Below are 16,661 nucleotides of genomic sequence, written 5' to 3'. Positions count from 1 at the left end.
GGAAGCACGAAGGCGGCGCCCCCCTCCGGCAAGGAGGGGGGCGCCGCCTTCGGCGTTGTCCGGGGGTCAGCCCCGCGGGGAACCGGCGTCCGGGGCGACCGCGTCGGAGACCGGCCGCTCCGCCGCCTTCGTCTCGACCGGCTTGCGCAGCGCGATGTTCAGCTCGCGCAGGCGGGCCTCCTCCAGCACCGTCGGCGCACCCATCATCAGGTCCTGCGCGTTGCCGTTCAGCGGGAAGGCGATGGTCTCGCGGATGTTCGGCTCGTCGGCCAGCAGCATCACGATGCGGTCCACGCCCGGGGCGATGCCACCGTGCGGCGGGGCGCCCAGGCGGAACGCGCGGAGCATGCCCGCGAACTCGCGCTCGACCGTCTCGGCCTCGTAACCGGCGATCTCGAAGGCCTTCAGCATGACCTCGGGCTCGTGGTTGCGGATGGCGCCGGAGGACAGCTCGATGCCGTTGCAGACGATGTCGTACTGCCAGGCCAGGATGTCCAGCGGGTCCTTCTCCTCCAGGTCCTTCATCCCGCCCTGCGGCATGGAGAAGGGGTTGTGGGAGAAGTCGATCTTGCCGGTCTCCTCGTCCTTCTCGTACATCGGGAAGTCGACGATCCAGCAGAAGCGGAAGACGTTCTCCTCGAAGTGGCCCGCACGCTTGGCCGCCTCGACACGAACGCCGGACATGATCTTGGAGACCTCGTCGAAGTCACCCGCGCCGAAGAACACGGCGTGGCCGGGGACCAGGCCCAGGCGCTCGGTGAGGACCTTGACGTTCTCCTCGGTGAGGAACTTGGCGATCGGGCCGGTCAGCCCGCCGTCCTCGCCCACGCGGACCCAGGCCAGGCCCTTGGCGCCCAGCGAGATCGCGTACTCGCCGAGGCCGTCGAAGAACTTGCGCGGCTGCGCGGCGGTGTCCGGGACGGCCAGGGCGCGCACGTGCTTGCCGGCGAACGCCTTGAACTCCGAGCCCTCGAACACGTCGGTGATGTCGACGAGCTCCAGCTTGGCGCGCAGGTCGGGCTTGTCGTTGCCGTACTTCAGCATCGACTCGCGGAACGGGATCCGCGGGAACGGCGAGGTGACCTCGCGACCGTTGCCGAACTCGGTGAAGAGCTCGGTCATCAGGCGCTCGATCGGCTGGAAGACGTCCTCCTGCTCGACGAAGGACATCTCCACGTCGAGCTGGTAGAACTCGCCCGGCGAACGGTCGGCGCGGGCGTCCTCGTCGCGGAAGCACGGCGCGATCTGGAAGTAGCGGTCGAAGCCGGAGATCATCAGCAGCTGCTTGAACTGCTGCGGCGCCTGCGGCAGGGCGTAGAACTTGCCCGGGTTCAGGCGGGACGGCACGACGAAGTCACGGGCGCCCTCGGGGGAGGTCGCGGTGAGGATCGGGGTCGCCATCTCGTTGAAGCCGAGGGCCACCATCTTCGAGCGGATCGACGCGATGACGGCCGAGCGCAGCATGATGTTGCGGTGCATGCGCTCGCGGCGCAGGTCGAGGAAGCGGTACTCCAGGCGCCGCTCCTCGTTCACCCCGTCGTCGGTGTTGATCGTGAACGGCAGCGGGGCGGCCGCGCCGAGCACCTCGACCGAGGAGACCTCGATCTCGATCTCGCCGGTCGGCAGCTCCGGGTTGACGTTGTCGGCGCCGCGGGAGACGACCTTGCCGTCGATGCGGACGACGGTCTCCTTGGTGACGCTGCTCAGCGCCTCGTTCGCCGCGGTGCCGGGCCGGGCGACCAGCTGCGTGATGCCGTAGTGGTCACGCAGATCGATGAAGAGGATGCCGCCCAGGTCTCGACGGTTGTGCAGCCAGCCGCTCAGCCGGACGTCGGCGGCGACGTCAGAAGCGCGGAGCTCGCCGCAGGTGTGGGACCTGTACCGATGCATCAGTCATCCAGTTCTACGCGATACCAGGGTGGATTCAACCGTCCCAAGGTTACCGTCCGGGAAGGTGACGGGTCGGGCACTCCCTCCAGCCTGCGCAAATGCGTCCGGTGGTGCGGGCGAACAGGCACGTAACGGATATGACCTGTAAAGATGGCCGGGTGCGCACCGAGGACGTCCTGGCCGCCATCGCGACCGGCCTGTGGCGATGGGACAACGCCTCCGGGACGGTCACCCTCGACAGCGAGGCCGCCCGGCTCCTCGGGCTGCCCGCCGAACCGGTGGAGCTGCCGGAGGTCGCCGTACGGTCGCGTTTCCACCCGGTGGACTGGAACGAGATCAACGGGATCGTGAACCTGGCCGTCGCCGAGGGCACCCTCGCCGAGGCCCGGCTCCGGATCATGGACGTCGACGGCCGGGTGCTGCGGACCGTGCGCAGCCGCTCCAAACCGGTGGCGAACCGGACACCCGAAGGGTCCACGGACTACGAGCTGATCGGCACCATCCAGGAGATCGCCGAGCCGCAGCCCGGCACCACGGCCGCCCACACCCCCATCACGGGCGACTGGCGGCGCTCCCGCGAGGCCTTCCTGCTGGACGCGGGGCGCGCGCTGGCGGAGGCGCGGTCCACGGCCGAGGTGCTGCGGGTCGCCGCCTCGCTGTCCATGCCCGGATTCAGCCCGGACGGGCTGGCGGTCTTCGGCGTGGCCGGGGACCGGCTGTCGATCATCGGGCACCACGGGCACGACCCGGGGGACGAGGGCCCGTTCTCCGACATGCCGCTGGAGACGAACTATCCGGCCGCGGAGGTCGTCCGTACCGGCCGGGCGATCTACCTGCCCACCCCCGAGGACTACAAGCGGCGCTTCCCGGCCGCCTGGCCTCTCGCCCAGCGCTTCGACCGGGTCTCCTGGGCCTTCCTGCCGCTGATCGTGGCCGGGCGGACCATGGGCGCCTGGATGGCCGCCTTCAAGCACCCGGCGTCCTTCTCCCCCGACGAGCGGTCCGTCCTGACCACCGTGGCCCGGATGCTGGCCCAGGCGCTCCAGCGCGCCGTGGTGGCCGAGTCCGAGCGGGAGCTCACCACCGGCCTGCAGCGGTCGATGATGCCGCAGCTCGGCCCGGAGATCCCCGGCATGCGGATCGCGGCCCGCTACGTCCCGACGGGCGGCGGGCTCCAGGTCGGCGGCGACTGGTACGACATGATCCCGCTGCCGTCGGGCAGGTTCGCGCTGGTCATCGGCGATGTGCAGGGCCACGACGTCCGGGCGGCCGGGCTGATGGGCCAGCTGCGGATCGCCGTACGGGCGTACGCGTCCGAGGGCCACCGGCCGGACGCGGTGCTCTCGCGCGCCTCCCGCTTCCTGGCCGGGCTGTGCTCCTCGCCGGAGTCCGACCCGTACGGGGACGACGGCGGCCAGGACTCCGACTTCCAGAGCCCGCGGTTCGCGACCTGCCTGTACGTGGAGTGCGATCCGCGGACCGGCATGCTGGAGGTGGCCCGCGCCGGCCACCCCGATCCCGCGATCCGGATGGCCGACGGAACGGTCATGATGCGCCCCACCGCGGGCGGGCTGCCCCTCGGGATCGTCCCCGACACCGACTACCCCACCACCCGGTTCACCCTGGAGCCCGGCGAGACGATGATGCTCTGCACCGACGGGCTCATCGAGACCGGCGGGCACGACCTCGACACCGGCTGGGCACGGCTGCGGGCGGTCCTGGAGTCCGACCTGCACGAGAACGCGTACGAGAACGCCGCACACCTCGAAAGACTGGCCGACCTGCTGGTCCAGGCCGTGCACGGGCCGTCCTCGCACCACACCACCGGCCCGCTCGCCGACCGCCGCGAGGACGACATAGCCGTGGTGCTGCTGTGCCGCGAGAGCGCGGAGCGCGAACCGGGCACCGCGCTGCCGCACCCGGCCCGGCCCGTGCGGCGCACCGTACTGACCGTGGCCCAGGCCGAGCCCGAACGGATCGCGGGCGTGCGGCAGCAGATCCGCGAGCTGCTGCACGACTGGGCCGACCCCGACCAGGTGGACTCGGCGGTGCTGATGGTCTCCGAGATGGTGACGAACGTACTGACGCACACCGACGGCGACGCCCTGCTGGTCGCGGAGGCGGCCGGCGAGCTGGGCGCGCGCCGGCTGCGCGTCGAGGTCGCCGACGGCAGCGACGAGCTCCCGCACAAGCGGCAGCCGGGCGAGATGTCCTCCAGCGGCCGCGGGGTGCTGCTGATGGAGATGCTGGCCGACGCGTGGGGCGTCGACCCGCGGGGCGAGGGCAAGTCGATCTGGTTCGAGCTGCACGAGCAGTCCAAGACGGACGCCGACCCGGTGTTCTGACCCCGAGGGGCGCGCGGCGGGGCGTGATTGGATGCAGCGGTGTCCGCTCCCCTCCTGCCCGCGCCCGTACGGCGGCTCGCCGCCTGGTGCGGCGTCGTCCTGCTCGTCACGGCCGTCCTCGCCGTCGGCGTATGGCTGTGCACCGTCTTCGAGTCGGTGGTGACGCCCGTCCTGCTGGCCGTGCTCGGTACGGCCCTGCTCGGGCCGATGCACCGGCGCCTGGTCCGCATGAGGATGAACCGCTCGCTGGCCGCGGCGCTGACCTGCCTCGCCGTGGTCGCCGTCGTCGGCGGGGCCACGTACATCGTCGTCCTCGCGCTCATCGGGACCGGCGGCCAGATCGTCGACGCGCTGCGGCGGGCCGGCGAGACGGTCGCCGAGCACTTCGGGGCGGTGGGCACCTCGCTGGAGGACATCGCCGCGAACTCCAAGGACCTGCTGGCGAAGTTCGGCGGCACGGCCGCCTCGGGTGTGGTCGCGGGGCTCAGCGTGGTGGGCTCGATGATCGCCATGGTGCTGCTGGCGCTGGTGCTGATCTTCTTCTTCCTGCGCGACTCCGACCGGGCCGTGGGAACCCTGCGCTCCCTCGTACCGAGCCGCTCGGGCGACCTGATGGAGGCCATGGGGCGGCGCGCCTTCGAGGCCGTCGAGGGGTTCATGCGCGGGACCACGTTCGTGGCCCTGGTGGACGCCGTGCTGATCGGCGCGGGTCTGCTGGTCCTCGAGGTGCCGGGCGCGCTGGGGCTGGCCGCCCTGGTCTTCGTGACGGCGTACATCCCCTACCTGGGAGCCATCCTGTCGGGCGCCGTGGCCGTGCTCGTGGCCTTCGCCGACCGGGGCTGGATCATCGGCCTGTGGGCTCTGGGCCTGGTGCTGCTGGTCCAGATGATCGAGGGCTACGTACTGCAGCCCGTGGTGCAGAGCCGCACCGTGCAGATGCACCCGGCCGTGGTGATGCTGGCCATCACGGCGGGCGCGAGCGTCGCCGGGATCCTGGGGATGCTGCTGGCGGTGCCCATGACCGCCGCCGTCTTCGGGGTGATCTCGGAACTGCGGGCCCGGTACGCCGCCGATGCGGCGCCCGGGCCCGTGGATCCCGCGTAGCGGACCTGCGGGTCGGTCCTGGCCCGTCGGTCCTGGCCCGTCAGTCCTGGTCCGCCTCGCCCGTGCCGCGGTGGCCGAGGCCGGTGCGCGCGGTGGTGGGGATGCGGCCCAGCCGGCCCGCCTGGAAGTCGTCGAAGGCCTGCTGCAGCTCGTGCTTGCTGTTCATCACGAACGGCCCGTAGTGCGCCATCGGCTCGCGGATCGGACGTCCGCCGAGGAGCACGACCTCCAGGTCCGGGGCGTTGGAGTCCTGGGAGGCGTCCGCCCGCACCGTGAGCGAGCCGCCCTCGCCGAAGACGGCCGTCTGCCCGGTCTGTACGGGCCGGCGGTCCTCGCCGACGGACCCGCGCCCGGCCATGACGTACGCCAGCGCGTTGAAGTCCTCGCGCCACGGCAGGGTGATCTGCGCGCCCGGCGACACGGTCGCGTGGATCATCGTGATCGGGGTGTGGGTGATGCCCGGGCCCTGGTGGCCGTCCAGCTCACCGGCGATGACGCGGAGCAGGGAGCCGCCGTCCGGGGTGGTCAGCAGCTGGACCTGGCCGCCGCCGATGTCCTGGTAGCGCGGGGGCATCATTTTGTCGGAGGCGGGGAGGTTCACCCACAGCTGGAGGCCGTGGAACAGCCCGCCGGACACGACGAGGGACTCCGGCGGGGCCTCGATGTGCAGGAGGCCCGAACCGGCGGTCATCCACTGGGTGTCGCCGCCGTTGATGACTCCGCCGCCGCCGTTGCTGTCCTGGTGGACGAAGGTCCCGTCGATCAGGTACGTGACGGTCTCGAAGCCGCGGTGCGGGTGCCAGGGCGTGCCCTTGGGCTCACCGGGCGCGTACTCCACCTCACCCATCTGGTCCATCATGATGAACGGGTCGAGGTACTGGTAGTTGATCCCGGCGAACGCGCGGCGCACCGGGAATCCCTCACCCTCGAACCCACCGGGAGCGGAGACGACGGCCAGCACCTTGCGCGGGACGGCGGCCTGCGGCTCGGCCACGCGCGGAAGGGTCAACGGGTTCTCAACAGTCACTGCGGGCATGGTCAGGACCTCCTTCTGCTTCGAGTTTAGTTGAAACTCGAACTTTCTGCCACACCCCACACAACAGAGGGGCCCCGGAGGAAATTTCCTCCGGGGCCCCAACGGTCCTGACCTGCGGTTACGGCGAGACTATGACCGAGTTGATCGGCGTGAGGTCGACCGCCACCCACTGGTCGACGGGCATGTTGGTGCAGTTCCCCGTGCCGTTCCAGCCGGTGCACAGCCTGAACTTCCAGTTGGAGGTCTGGTTGTTCAGGACCCAGTGCCATCCGTACTGGCCGCTCAGGTTGTAGGTGCCCGCCCGCGACCACTTCAGCGACGGGGTGACGGGCACCGCGTCCTGCGGGTAGATGCACGCGTAACCGGACGGGCACCCGGCCACCGTGTGGTCGGACGCCTGTGCGGATCCCGCCGCCAGGACCCCCGTACCCAACGCCATCACCCCCGCGGCCGCCACAGCCCCGAGCTTCGTGCGTAACGACATACGTGACATCGCAGTCTCCCTGTCCCTAGGAGCGGGTGTCCCCCCGCCGCACCGATGCTCGGGCAGCGGGCCCGCGGCCCGCGATCCTTTCGGGCAGGGCCGAAGGGTGCCTCAGCCGCCGTTGCGGAGCAGGTCCACGCCCAGGCCCGTCACCGAGTGCAGGACCGCCTTGCCCTCGCGCTCGGTGGTGATCAGGCCGGCCGCGCGCAGGGTGCGGGCGTGCTCGGAGGCCGAGGGGAGGCTGATGTCGAGGTCCCGGGCCAGCTCACTGGTCGTGCGCCGCTCGATCAGCGACTGGAGCACGGCCGCCCGGGTCCGGCCCAGCAGGGCGTCCAGCGCCCCCTGCGCCGGGCCCGGGCCGACCAGGGGCAGCGGCGTCAGCGCCGGGTAGAGCAGCAGGCACCTGCCGTCCGGGCCGTCCGGGCCCTCGGCGAGCAGCGGCCGGCCCGTCCAGAACGGCGAGGGCATCAGCAGCAGGCCGCGCCCGCCGAGGCGGACCTCGTAGTGCGGCGGCCCGTCCACCTCCAGCACCGTGCCCGCCCAGGCGGCCAGCGGATGCGTGCTCGCCAGGCACGCCCTGATGCCGTGGGCGGCCAGCAGCCGGCTGCGCCAGGCCACGTCCGCCTGGAAGGACTGCCGGATCCGCGGCCAGTACGGGGCGACGACCACCTCGTAGGCGGACCGGAGCGCGCCGCCGAGCTGGTCCCACGCCTCGCGGTCCTGGTCCCACAGGGCGCGCAGCCAGGACGCGCCGCCCGGGGCCCGGGCGGCGACGCGGCGCAGCTCGCCGGGGGTCAGGAGCGGGCCGGCGTCCCGTACGACGGCCAGCCCCTCCTCCAGGGTGCGCGCGTACGGCTCGACGAACTGGGGGTTGTCGCCGTCGGGGCGCAGGAGGTCGAGCAGCGGGCGGGCGCGGCCGGGCAGCTCCCGCCCGACACGGCTGCGCCAGCGGCCGAAGACCGCCTGTTCGTCGGTGCGCTGCCAGGCGACCATCGCCATGCCCAGTTCCACCAGCGGCAGCGGCTCGCTCGCGAAGGTGACGTCGAGCAGGTCCTCCGCCGTGAAATGCACCCGCAGCACAGTCCGCCCCCCGTCAGGCGTCGGCCGGTACGCCTCCGATGGCCGCCGGCCGTCCGCGCAGCAGTCGCGCCTAGCCGTACATCCGGCGCATCGCGAAGTCGACCATCTGCTCGACCGCCTTCGCGTCGAAGACCATCCGGTGGTCGCCCTCCATGTCGAGGACGAAGCCGTACCCGGTCGGCAGCAGGTCGATCACCTCGGCGCCGGTGATCACGAAGTACTTGGACTCCTTGCCGGCGTACCGGCGCAGTTCCTTGAGCGTGGTGAACATGGGGATGACCGGGTGCTGCGTGTTGTGCAGCGCCAGGAATCCGGGGGTGTCGCCGCGCGGGCAGTAGACCTTCGAGGTGGCGAAGATCTGCTGGAAGTCCTCGGCGGAGAGGGACCCCGTGGTGAAGGCCCGCACGGCGTCGGCGAGCGACGGGGGCGAGGGCTCGGGGTAGAGCGGCTGCTCGGCGTAACCGCCGGCCATCTGCTGCGGGGCGGCGTACTGCTGCTGCCCCGCGTGCCCCGCGCTCACGTTCTGGTCGTAGCCGTACATGGGGCGAAGCCTACCGACCGGCCACTCGCCGTCGGACACGTATTTCCCGCCAGGCTTGACGCTGGTCACAGTCGTCAGGGGTTGCGCCTTATTACCGGCGGGTAGCATCATTACGTTACCGATTGGTATGTACGAGGAACCCTGTCTCCCCGAGCCTTAACGGAGCCGTCGCCATGGGGCACTACAAGTCGAATCTCCGCGACATCGAGTTCAACCTCTTCGAGGTGCTCGGCCGCGACCAGCAGTACGGCACCGGTCCGTTCGAGGAGATGGACACCGAGACCGCCAAGAGCGTCCTGTCCGAGATCGCCCGCCTCGCCGAGAACGAGCTGGCCGCCTCCTTCGAGGACGCCGACCGCAACCCGCCGGTCTTCGACCCGGCCACCAACACCGCGCCCGTCCCCGCCTCCTTCAAGAAGAGCTACGAAGCCTTCATGGACTCGGAGTACTGGCGCCTGGGCCTGCCCGAGGAGATCGGCGGCACCACCTCGCCCCGCTCCCTCATCTGGGCCTACGCGGAGCTGCTGCTCGGCTCGAACCCGGCCATCTGGATGTACTCCTCCGGCCCGGCGTTCGCCGGCATCCTCTTCGAAGAGGGCAACGAGGCGCAGAAGAAGGTCGCGCAGATAGCCGTCGAGAAGCGCTGGGGCTCCACCATGGTCCTCACCGAGCCGGACGCCGGCTCGGACGTGGGCGCCGGCCGCACCAAGGCGATCCAGCAGGAGGACGGCTCCTGGCACATCGAGGGCGTGAAGCGCTTCATCACCTCCGGTGAGCACGACATGGAGGAGAACATCCTCCACTACGTCCTCGCGCGCCCCGAGGGCCACGGCCCGGGCACCAAGGGCCTGTCCCTCTTCCTCGTCCCGAAGTTCCACTTCGACTGGGAGACCGGCGAGCTGGGCGAGCGCAACGGCGTCTACGCCACGAACGTCGAGCACAAGATGGGCCTCAAGGCCTCCAACACGTGCGAGATGACCTTCGGCGACCAGCACCCCGCCAAGGGCTGGCTGATCGGCGACAAGCACGACGGCATCCGCCAGATGTTCATGATCATCGAGTTCGCCCGCATGATGGTCGGCACGAAGGCCATCGCCACCCTCTCCACCGGCTACCTGAACGCGCTGGAGTACGCCAAGGAGCGCGTGCAGGGCCCGGACCTGGCGAACTTCATGGACAAGACCGCGCCCAAGGTCACCATCACGCACCACCCCGACGTGCGCCGCTCGCTCATGACGCAGAAGGCCTACGCCGAGGGCATGCGCGCCCTGGTCCTCTACACGGCCTCCGTGCAGGACGAGATCCAGCTCAAGCAGGCCGCCGGCGAGGACGCCTCCGCCGAGATCGGCCTGAACGACCTGCTCCTGCCGATCGTGAAGGGCTACGGCTCCGAGAAGTCCTACGAGCAGCTCGCGCAGTCCCTGCAGACCTTCGGCGGCTCCGGGTACCTGCAGGAGTACCCGATCGAGCAGTACATCCGCGACGCCAAGATCGACACCCTCTACGAGGGCACCACGGCCATCCAGGGCCAGGACTTCTTCTTCCGGAAGATCGTCCGCGACCAGGGCGCCTCCCTGAACATCCTCTCCGAGACGATCAAGAAGTTCCTGGCCGAGGCCGTCGGCGGCGAGGAGCTGGCCGGCGCCCGCGACGCGCTCGCCAAGGCCGCCGTCGACCTGGAGGCCATCGTCGGCCAGATGATCGTCGACCTCACCGCCACCGGCGAGGACGTCAAGAACATCTACAAGGTCGGACAGAACACCACCCGCCTGCTGATGGCCTCGGGTGACGTGGTCGTCGGCTACCTGCTGCTCAAGGGCGCCGCCGTGGCCGCCGAGAAGCTGGCGACCGCCGCCCCGAAGGACGTCCCCTTCTACACCGGCAAGATCGCCGCCGCGAAGTTCTTCGCGTCGCAGGTCCTGCCGAACGTCTCGGTCCAGCGCCAGCTGGCCGAGGTCGTCGACAACTCCCTCATGGAGCTCGACGAGGCCGCCTTCTAGGCCGGTCGCGCCACCGCAGCGCACACCCACCAGCGGCCGGGCCCCCCGCACAGGGGCCCGGCCGCTGGCGCGTACCCGGCCCCAGGCCCCTGTCCTGCCGCTTTCCCCCGATGTCAGTCGTTCATGGGACGCTCGTACACATGAGTCCACAGGATCAGCACGGCAGCAGGGGGTACTCCGTCCCCACCGGGCGTCCGTACGCCCTCAAGGAGCTGCAGGCGAGCCTGGGCAGCCTCGGCGACCACCTGCGCGAGCTGTACGACGGCGCCCACCCCGCCGAGTACGACACCATCGCCGACGCGCTGTACGTGGCCTTCCAGACCGCCACCGGACTGGCCCCCGCCAAGAGCTACACCGGCTGCCCCGAGCACCCCAACGGCGCCCTCGACCCCGAGGCACCCGAAGGCTGGGGCCGCTGCCTGATCTGCAACGACCGACGGCGCCTCGGAGCGCGCCGGCACGGCGGCCCGCCCGCCGCCCCCGCCGGAGAACAGCGCCGCCTCGGCTACCCCGTACCGGACCCCCCGTACACGCTCCAGCGGCTGCGCACCTACCTGCGAACCGTCGAGGACCAGCGGTTCCACCTGGGCCTGTCCTCACCCGCGGACGACTTCGTCCGCATAGCCGACGACCTCCACCGCGCCTTCATCGTCGCCCGCGAACTCTCCCGGCCGCGCAACGCCTCGGGATGCGCCGAACATCCCGGCGCGCCGATCGACCCCGACGCTCCTCCCGGCGAGGCCTGTATCTTCTGCGCCGGACGCAAAAGACGCGCGCAGCGCTCCCCGCAGACCCCGGAGATGCTCCCGCGCATCCGCCGGGGCGAGCGCAGGCAGCTGCAACGCCGATTCGAGCGTCCGCCGGGCTGAAAACCGACGGGACCGCAGAGCAACGGGCGCGGAACCGGATCTCCCGGCTGTCGCACGGTCCGGCCATGACGAACACGAACCCGACCCTCGTTAAGGTGAACCACTTGGCTTCCTCCCCTCCCTAGCGGGAGGGGATTCCCACACTCACGCGTGGGGATTCCTGTTTCGCCACGGACCGCCCCGACCGAGAGGAGGACTCCCGATGAGGTCTCACATCCGCTCCACAGGCAGCAGCCGCCAGCCCGGCAGCCAGAAGATTGACCGCGGCGTTCCCGTCCCGGTCGTGAGCGGTCCCGCAGCTCTCACAGGTCCACTCGCGGACGCCCAGGGGCATCGAGTCGGCGATCACCCCGCAAGCCGAGCACAGCTTGGAACTGGGGAACCACCGGTCGACGGCGATCAGCTCGCGGCCGTACCAGGCCGTCTTGTACTCCAGCATCGACCGCAGCTCACGCCAGGCGGCATCGCCGCGCGCCTTCCAGGCCTCGGCACGGGCGGCGAGAGCCAGGTTGTAGACCTTCCGCACACACCCGAACGTCCGCGACAGTTCCACGGCCTGCGCGTCCGTCGGATAGAAACGGTACTTGAACGACCGCTTCACGGAAGGAAACCCCACACCGCGGAGACTACGGTCGGTCACGATCCGAACACAAGCACAGGTCACAGCCTCACGCTTCGGCACTCCGCCGCGGCGAGGCTCCGAGCCGGAACTGCGTTTCCTCACCCGGCTGAAGCCGGGGGCTTCCACACAAGGGAAATACGATGAGCTCTCCCGCCCGCTTCGACCGCGGCCACACCGACGATCTGATGACCTTCCTGACGGCCAGTCCGTCGCCGTACCACGCCGTGGCCAACGCGGCGGAGCGGCTGGAGAAGGCAGGCTTCAGGCAGTTGTCGGAAACGGACGCCTGGGATGCGGGCACCGGAGGCAAGTTCGTGCTCCGCGGCGGTGCGCTCATCGCCTGGTTCGTCCCCGAAGGCGCGGCCGCACACACCCCGTTCCGGATCGTCGGCGCGCACACCGACTCCCCGAACCTGCGGGTCAAGCCGCTGCCGGACACGGGCTCGCAGGGCTGGCGGCAGATCGCCGTCGAGATCTACGGCGGCACCCTGCTCAACACCTGGCTCGACCGCGACCTGGGACTGGCCGGGCGGCTGACCCTGCGCGACGGCACCGAGCGCCTCGTGAACGTGGACCGCGCACTGCTGCGCGTACCCCAACTCGCCGTGCACCTGGACCGGTCGGTCAACAGCGACGGCCTCAAGCTCGACAAGCAGCGCCACATGCAGCCGATCTGGGGCCTGGGCGACGTCCAGGAGGGCGACCTGATCTCCTTCCTGGAGGAGGAAGAGGGCCTGGACCAGGGGTCGGTGGCCGGCTGGGACCTGATGGTCCACTCCATCGAGCCGCCGTCGTACCTGGGCCGTGACCGCGAGCTGGTGGCCGGCCCGCGCATGGACAACCTGCTGTCGGTGCACGCGGGCGTCGCGGCGCTGGCCGCGGTCTCCGCCGCCGACAAGCTCGACCACATCCCGGTGCTGGCGGCCTTCGACCACGAGGAGAACGGCTCGCAGTCCGACACGGGCGCGGACGGCCCGCTGCTCGGCAACGTGCTGGAACGTTCAGTCTTCGCCCGCGGCGGCTCGTACGAGGACCGCGCGCGTGCCTTCGCCGGCACCATCTGCCTGTCCTCCGACACCGGACACGCCGTGCACCCCAACTACGGCGAACGGCACGACCCCACGCACCACCCGCGCGCCAACGGCGGACCGATCCTGAAGGTCAACGTCAACCAGCGGTACGCCACCGACGGCAGCGGTCGCGCGGTGTTCGCCGCCGCGTGCGAGCGGGCCGGCATCCCGTGGCAGACCTTCGTCTCCAACAACTCGATGCCGTGCGGCACGACGATCGGCCCGATCACCGCCGCCCGCCACGGCATTCAGACCGTGGACATCGGCGTCGCGATCCTCTCGATGCACAGCGCCCGCGAACTGTGCGGCGCCGACGACCCGTTCCTGCTGGCGAACGCCCTGGTGGCCTTCCTGGAGGGCTGAGCCCCCAGGAAGGCCACGGCCGGCTACCCCTCGGCGTCCATCCCCGCGAGGACGAGGGGCAGCCGGGCGGCGCCGTCGGCCGTGACGCGGACCGGCACGCCCCAGTCCTGCTGGTGGACGTGGCAGGCCGGGTACTCGTTGGCGGGGTCGTCGTCGCAGGACGCCGCCATCGCCGAGACGTGCAGGACGCCCTCGGTGACGTCCGGGTTCAGCGCGAGCTCCCGGAACAGGTCGGTCCCGGCGCCCTCGCCGTCCGCCAGCAGCTCCGGCGGGGTCGAGGAGACGAGCAGCCGGGTGGAGGGCCCGTAGCGGGTGTCGAGCTTCTGTCCGCTCGGCGCCTGGAAGACGATGTCGAGGCGGAGCGTGCCGGGCGCCACCTCGGTGGCGGCCCGCTGCGTGCGGTGGGCGACCGCGTCCACCCGGACCGCCTCCTCCGGCAGGCGCAGCCGGGTCAGCCGGTGCCGGGCCGACTCGACGACCACGATGTCCTCGCCCACCAGCACGGCGTCGCTCGGCTCGCGCAGGTCGGTCGCGAGGGTCGAGACCTGGCCGGTGGCCGGGTCGTAGCGGCGCAGCGCGTGGTTGTACGTGTCGCAGACCGCGACCGAGCCGTCGGGCAGGGCGGTCACGCCGAGCGGGTGCTGGAGCAGGGCCTGGGCGGCGTCGCCGTCCCGGTGGCCGAAGTCGAACAGCCCGGTGCCGACGGCGGACTTGATGACGTACCCGTCGTCCGCGGCTTCCACGTAGCGCAGGGCGCTGGTCTCGGAATCGGCGATCCACAGCCGGTCCCCGGCGGCCGCGAGCCCCGAGGGCTGGGCGAACCAGGCCTCGGCGGCCGGCCCGTCGAGCAGCCCCTCGTTGGTCGTACCGGCGGCGACCTCGACCGTCCCGGCCTCCGGGTCCCAGGTCCACAGCTGGTGCACACCGGCCATGGCGATCCAGACCCGGCCCTGCCACCAGGCCACGTCCCACGGCGAGGACAGGTCCACCTCCAGCGCAGGCCCGGAGGTCGGCGACCCCTGCCACCACTGCCGGCCGGTCCCGGCGACGGTCTCCACGTGCCCGGTGGCCGGGTCGTAGGTGCGCAGCGCGTGGTTGACGGTGTCGGCGACGACGACCTTGCCGTCGGGCAGCAGCGCGAGGCCCTGGGGCTCGCTGAAGCTGTCCCCGGCGAAGCCGCGCTCGCCGCTGCCGATGCGGCGCACGACGCTCTCGCCGTCGGCGGCCAGCTCCACGAGCTGGTGCCGGGTGGAGTCGGAGACCAGCAGGTTCCCGGACGGCAGCAGCAGCGCCTTCCCGGGGAAGCGCAGGGCGCCGGCGACCGGCTCGGGCGCCACGTACGGCCCGTCGCCGCGCCGCAGCGTGCCCTTGGCCTCGTGCTCGGCCTCCAGCTCCTCGACCAGGCGGGCGATGGCGTGCGCGTGGCCCTCACCGGCGTGCTGGGCGACGATGTACCCCTCGGGGTCGATCACGACGAGCGTGGGCCAGGCCCGTACGGCGTACTGCTTCCAGGTCGCGAGCTCGGGATCGTCCAGCACGGGGTGGTGCACCTGGTACCGCTCGACGGCATCGACGACGGCGGCGTGCTCGGCCTCGTGCACGAACTTCGGGGAGTGCACGCCGATGATCACGACGGTGTCGCGGTGCTTCTCCTCGAGCTCGCGCAGCTCGTCGAGGACGTGCAGGCAGTTAATGCAGCAGAAGGTCCAAAAATCGAGGATCGCAATGCGTCCTCGCAGGTCGGCGAGGCTCAGGTCCTTCCCGCCGGTGTTGAGCCAGCCACCCTTGCCGATCAGCTCGGGGGCACGGACACGGGCACGGCGGGGCGCGGGCGCGGGGGTGGGCGCCGGGGCGGCATCGTTCATGCTTCAAGCTTGCCATCCGGGTATGAACATCGGATCACGCGCGCTGTTCGCCGGGGCGCCGGCGGAGGCCGTACGGGTCCTCCACCGCGTGGAGCACCAGGCCGGCGACTGGGCCCCGCTGCGCGAAGTGCACCCGCAGGTGATCGAGCTGGACACCAGCGGGCTGTAGCCGCGCCCGGTAGCGTGCGGGACGTGACAGCCAGCACGCCGCCGAGCGGGCGGATATTCGATGCCGTGAGCGCCACCGCCGTCCGGAGCACCGACGGGTTGCGCGCGCTCTACGAACATCCCGGCGAGATGGCCCGCCGCAAGGCCGTGGACCGGATCCACGAGGCCGCGCGGGCGGTCATCGGGCGGTCGTCGCTGGTGTTCGTCGCCAGTGCCGGGGCCGACGGGACCTGCGATGTGACGCCCCGGGGCGGGCCGCCCGGATTCGTGGCCGTGCTGGACGAGTTCACCCTCGCGCTGCCCGACGCCACCGGCAACAAGCGGCTCGACACCGCCCACAACATCGTGGAGACGGGCCGGGCCGGACTGATCTTCGTCATCCCCGGGCGGACCACCACCCTGCGGGTGAACGGGCGGGCCTGCGTTTCCGCCGATCCGCAGCTGCTGGAGCAGCTGACCCCCGTCGGCAAGCCGCCGCGGAGCGCGATCGTGGTGGAGGTCGAGGAGGCGTACCAGCACTGCCCGAAGGCGTTCCTGCGCAGCAACGCGTGGCAGCCCGAGCAGTGGGTCGCCGAGGACGCCGTCCCGAGCTCCGCCGAGATCACCCTCTCCCACCTGGATCTCCCCGGTCTGACGATCGAGGAGATCCGGCGGCAGGAGCGCGAGTCCCTGCTCCACCGCTACGCGTAGTCGAAGAGGGCGCTCAGCCGGGGCAGTCGGGCCGCCATCTCGTCGGTGTCGTCGAAGTCGAAGTTCCAGGAAGGGTCCAGGGCCGGGTAACTGATCGTGAAGGAGTCCGCGGGGAGTTCCTTGCCGGTGCCGGCCTCGTAGGCGGTCCAGGCGATCGAGAGGGCGGACTCGTCCCACAGTTCCAGGCCCTGTTCCGCGGCCTCGCGGACCGCGGGGTGCGCGGCCAGGGAGTCGGGGTCGGCCAGGGCGGTCTCGAAGACCTCCCGGCCCTGGGTGAGGAGCCAGCCGCGGAAGTAGTCGAAGCCGTCGTCCGAGCAGCCCCCGTTGATCACGTAGGCCGCGGCCCAGAGCGGCGCCCGGTAGGACTCCGCCAGCAGGTCCCACAGCACCTGCTGGGACGCGGCTATCTCCGCCGCCGCCCGGTCCGCGAGGAGCTGCGCCGCGCGTGAGGCCACCTCCTCGGGTTCCGCGTCGGCGCGGGCCGTCTCGATCAGCTTCCAGAACGTCTGCTTGTCCATGGGGAAAGCCTGGCAG

At 71.2% G+C, this 16,661-nt stretch carries 14 protein-coding genes and 2 pseudogenes; 7 read left to right on the top strand and 9 right to left on the bottom strand.

Annotated elements, in window-relative coordinates:
* Nucleotides 1-66 precede the first annotated feature (66 nt).
* On the bottom strand, nt 67-1,890 hold the full coding sequence (gene aspS, locus JYK04_RS22565; protein WP_189738314.1) for an aspartate--tRNA ligase: 1,824 nt from the start codon (nt 1,888-1,890) through the stop codon (nt 67-69).
* A gap of 158 nt (nt 1,891-2,048) precedes the next feature.
* Here aspS and JYK04_RS22560 point away from each other — a divergent pair, with 158 nt between their 5' ends.
* Nucleotides 2,049-4,235: a SpoIIE family protein phosphatase gene (locus tag JYK04_RS22560; RefSeq protein ID WP_189738311.1), complete on the top strand. Its 2,187-nt coding sequence runs from the start codon at nt 2,049-2,051 to the stop codon at nt 4,233-4,235.
* 39 nt (nt 4,236-4,274) lie between these two features.
* Complete coding sequence (locus JYK04_RS22555) at nt 4,275-5,339, top strand: AI-2E family transporter (RefSeq protein ID WP_229875390.1); 1,065 nt, start codon at nt 4,275-4,277, stop codon at nt 5,337-5,339.
* Between the two features lie 40 nt (nt 5,340-5,379).
* Here the strand turns inward: JYK04_RS22555 and JYK04_RS22550 are convergent, their stop codons facing one another.
* The 4 genes from JYK04_RS22550 to JYK04_RS22535 form a co-directional block, all read right to left on the bottom strand.
* On the bottom strand, nt 5,380-6,375 hold the full coding sequence (locus tag JYK04_RS22550) for a pirin family protein (RefSeq protein WP_202186076.1): 996 nt from the start codon (nt 6,373-6,375) through the stop codon (nt 5,380-5,382).
* A gap of 118 nt (nt 6,376-6,493) precedes the next feature.
* Nucleotides 6,494-6,859, bottom strand: a complete 366-nt coding sequence (locus tag JYK04_RS22545) for a hypothetical protein (protein WP_189738305.1) — start codon at nt 6,857-6,859, stop codon at nt 6,494-6,496.
* Between the two features lie 111 nt (nt 6,860-6,970).
* Complete coding sequence (locus JYK04_RS22540) at nt 6,971-7,930, bottom strand: helix-turn-helix domain-containing protein (RefSeq protein WP_189738302.1); 960 nt, start codon at nt 7,928-7,930, stop codon at nt 6,971-6,973.
* Nucleotides 7,931-8,009: 79 nt separating this feature from the next.
* Nucleotides 8,010-8,480, bottom strand: coding sequence for an SseB family protein (locus JYK04_RS22535; RefSeq protein ID WP_030714326.1), 471 nt, complete (start codon nt 8,478-8,480; stop codon nt 8,010-8,012).
* A 173-nt stretch (nt 8,481-8,653) separates the two neighbouring features.
* Between JYK04_RS22535 and JYK04_RS22530 the strand changes: the two genes are divergently transcribed.
* Together JYK04_RS22530 and JYK04_RS22525 are read left to right on the top strand one after the other, a co-directional pair.
* Nucleotides 8,654-10,480 carry an acyl-CoA dehydrogenase gene (locus tag JYK04_RS22530; RefSeq protein WP_189738299.1) on the top strand — a complete coding sequence of 609 codons (1,827 nt, stop codon included), beginning with the start codon at nt 8,654-8,656 and terminating at the stop codon, nt 10,478-10,480.
* 140 nt (nt 10,481-10,620) lie between these two features.
* Nucleotides 10,621-11,349: a hypothetical protein gene (locus tag JYK04_RS22525; protein ID WP_189738296.1), complete on the top strand. Its 729-nt coding sequence runs from the start codon at nt 10,621-10,623 to the stop codon at nt 11,347-11,349.
* Nucleotides 11,350-11,470: 121 nt separating this feature from the next.
* On the opposite strand, the pseudogene JYK04_RS22520 reads toward JYK04_RS22525, so the two are convergent.
* Together JYK04_RS22520 and JYK04_RS41930 are read right to left on the bottom strand one after the other, a co-directional pair.
* Nucleotides 11,471-11,827: pseudogene (locus tag JYK04_RS22520) on the bottom strand (zinc ribbon domain-containing protein); the annotation flags it as partial.
* A pseudogene (locus JYK04_RS41930) lies at nt 11,828-11,950 on the bottom strand (helix-turn-helix domain-containing protein); the annotation flags it as partial.
* Between the two features lie 161 nt (nt 11,951-12,111).
* On the opposite strand from JYK04_RS41930, the gene JYK04_RS22515 reads away from it, so the two are divergent.
* A complete protein-coding gene (locus JYK04_RS22515; RefSeq protein ID WP_189738290.1) occupies nt 12,112-13,404 on the top strand; it encodes a M18 family aminopeptidase in 1,293 nt (430 codons plus the stop codon).
* 23 nt (nt 13,405-13,427) lie between these two features.
* On the opposite strand, the gene JYK04_RS22510 is transcribed toward JYK04_RS22515, so the two are convergent.
* Entirely contained in the window at nt 13,428-15,269 is a 1,842-nt protein-coding gene (locus tag JYK04_RS22510) for an NHL domain-containing thioredoxin family protein (protein WP_189738288.1), read from the bottom strand.
* A gap of 22 nt (nt 15,270-15,291) precedes the next feature.
* Between JYK04_RS22510 and JYK04_RS22505 the strand changes: the two genes are divergently transcribed.
* Nucleotides 15,292-15,438, top strand: coding sequence for a hypothetical protein (locus JYK04_RS22505; protein ID WP_189738285.1), 147 nt, complete (start codon nt 15,292-15,294; stop codon nt 15,436-15,438).
* A 23-nt stretch (nt 15,439-15,461) separates the two neighbouring features.
* The gene (locus JYK04_RS22500) at nt 15,462-16,127 is read left to right on the top strand and encodes an MSMEG_1061 family FMN-dependent PPOX-type flavoprotein (RefSeq protein ID WP_229875387.1); all 666 of its coding nucleotides are present in this window, start codon (nt 15,462-15,464) and stop codon (nt 16,125-16,127) included.
* Here the strand turns inward: JYK04_RS22500 and JYK04_RS22495 are convergent.
* The gene (locus tag JYK04_RS22495) at nt 16,118-16,645 is read right to left on the bottom strand and encodes a DUF4240 domain-containing protein (RefSeq protein WP_189738280.1); all 528 of its coding nucleotides are present in this window, start codon (nt 16,643-16,645) and stop codon (nt 16,118-16,120) included. The two genes, JYK04_RS22500 and JYK04_RS22495, sit on opposite strands and share 10 nt — an antisense overlap.
* Nucleotides 16,646-16,661 lie beyond the last annotated feature (16 nt).

Source organism: Streptomyces nojiriensis, assembly GCF_017639205.1.
Classification (GTDB): domain Bacteria; phylum Actinomycetota; class Actinomycetes; order Streptomycetales; family Streptomycetaceae; genus Streptomyces; species Streptomyces nojiriensis.
The sequence above is the reverse complement of the archived record's forward strand: the minus strand, read 5'-3'. Positions and strand labels throughout refer to the sequence as shown.

Excerpts from the sequence above, each read along its gene's own strand:
- aspS (WP_189738314.1), bottom strand. The coding sequence starts at position 1,890 with ATGCATCGGTACAGGTCCCACACCTGCGGCGAGCTCCGCGCTTCTGAC.
- JYK04_RS22550 (WP_202186076.1), bottom strand. The coding sequence starts at position 6,375 with ATGCCCGCAGTGACTGTTGAGAACCCGTTGACCCTTCCGCGCGTGGCC.
- JYK04_RS22545 (WP_189738305.1), bottom strand. The coding sequence starts at position 6,859 with ATGTCGTTACGCACGAAGCTCGGGGCTGTGGCGGCCGCGGGGGTGATG.
- JYK04_RS22535 (WP_030714326.1), bottom strand. The coding sequence starts at position 8,480 with ATGTACGGCTACGACCAGAACGTGAGCGCGGGGCACGCGGGGCAGCAG.
- JYK04_RS22530 (WP_189738299.1), top strand. The coding sequence starts at position 8,654 with ATGGGGCACTACAAGTCGAATCTCCGCGACATCGAGTTCAACCTCTTC.
- JYK04_RS22525 (WP_189738296.1), top strand. The coding sequence starts at position 10,621 with ATGAGTCCACAGGATCAGCACGGCAGCAGGGGGTACTCCGTCCCCACC.
- JYK04_RS22515 (WP_189738290.1), top strand. The coding sequence starts at position 12,112 with ATGAGCTCTCCCGCCCGCTTCGACCGCGGCCACACCGACGATCTGATG.
- JYK04_RS22510 (WP_189738288.1), bottom strand. The coding sequence starts at position 15,269 with ATGAACGATGCCGCCCCGGCGCCCACCCCCGCGCCCGCGCCCCGCCGT.
- JYK04_RS22505 (WP_189738285.1), top strand. The coding sequence starts at position 15,292 with ATGAACATCGGATCACGCGCGCTGTTCGCCGGGGCGCCGGCGGAGGCC.
- JYK04_RS22495 (WP_189738280.1), bottom strand. The coding sequence starts at position 16,645 with ATGGACAAGCAGACGTTCTGGAAGCTGATCGAGACGGCCCGCGCCGAC.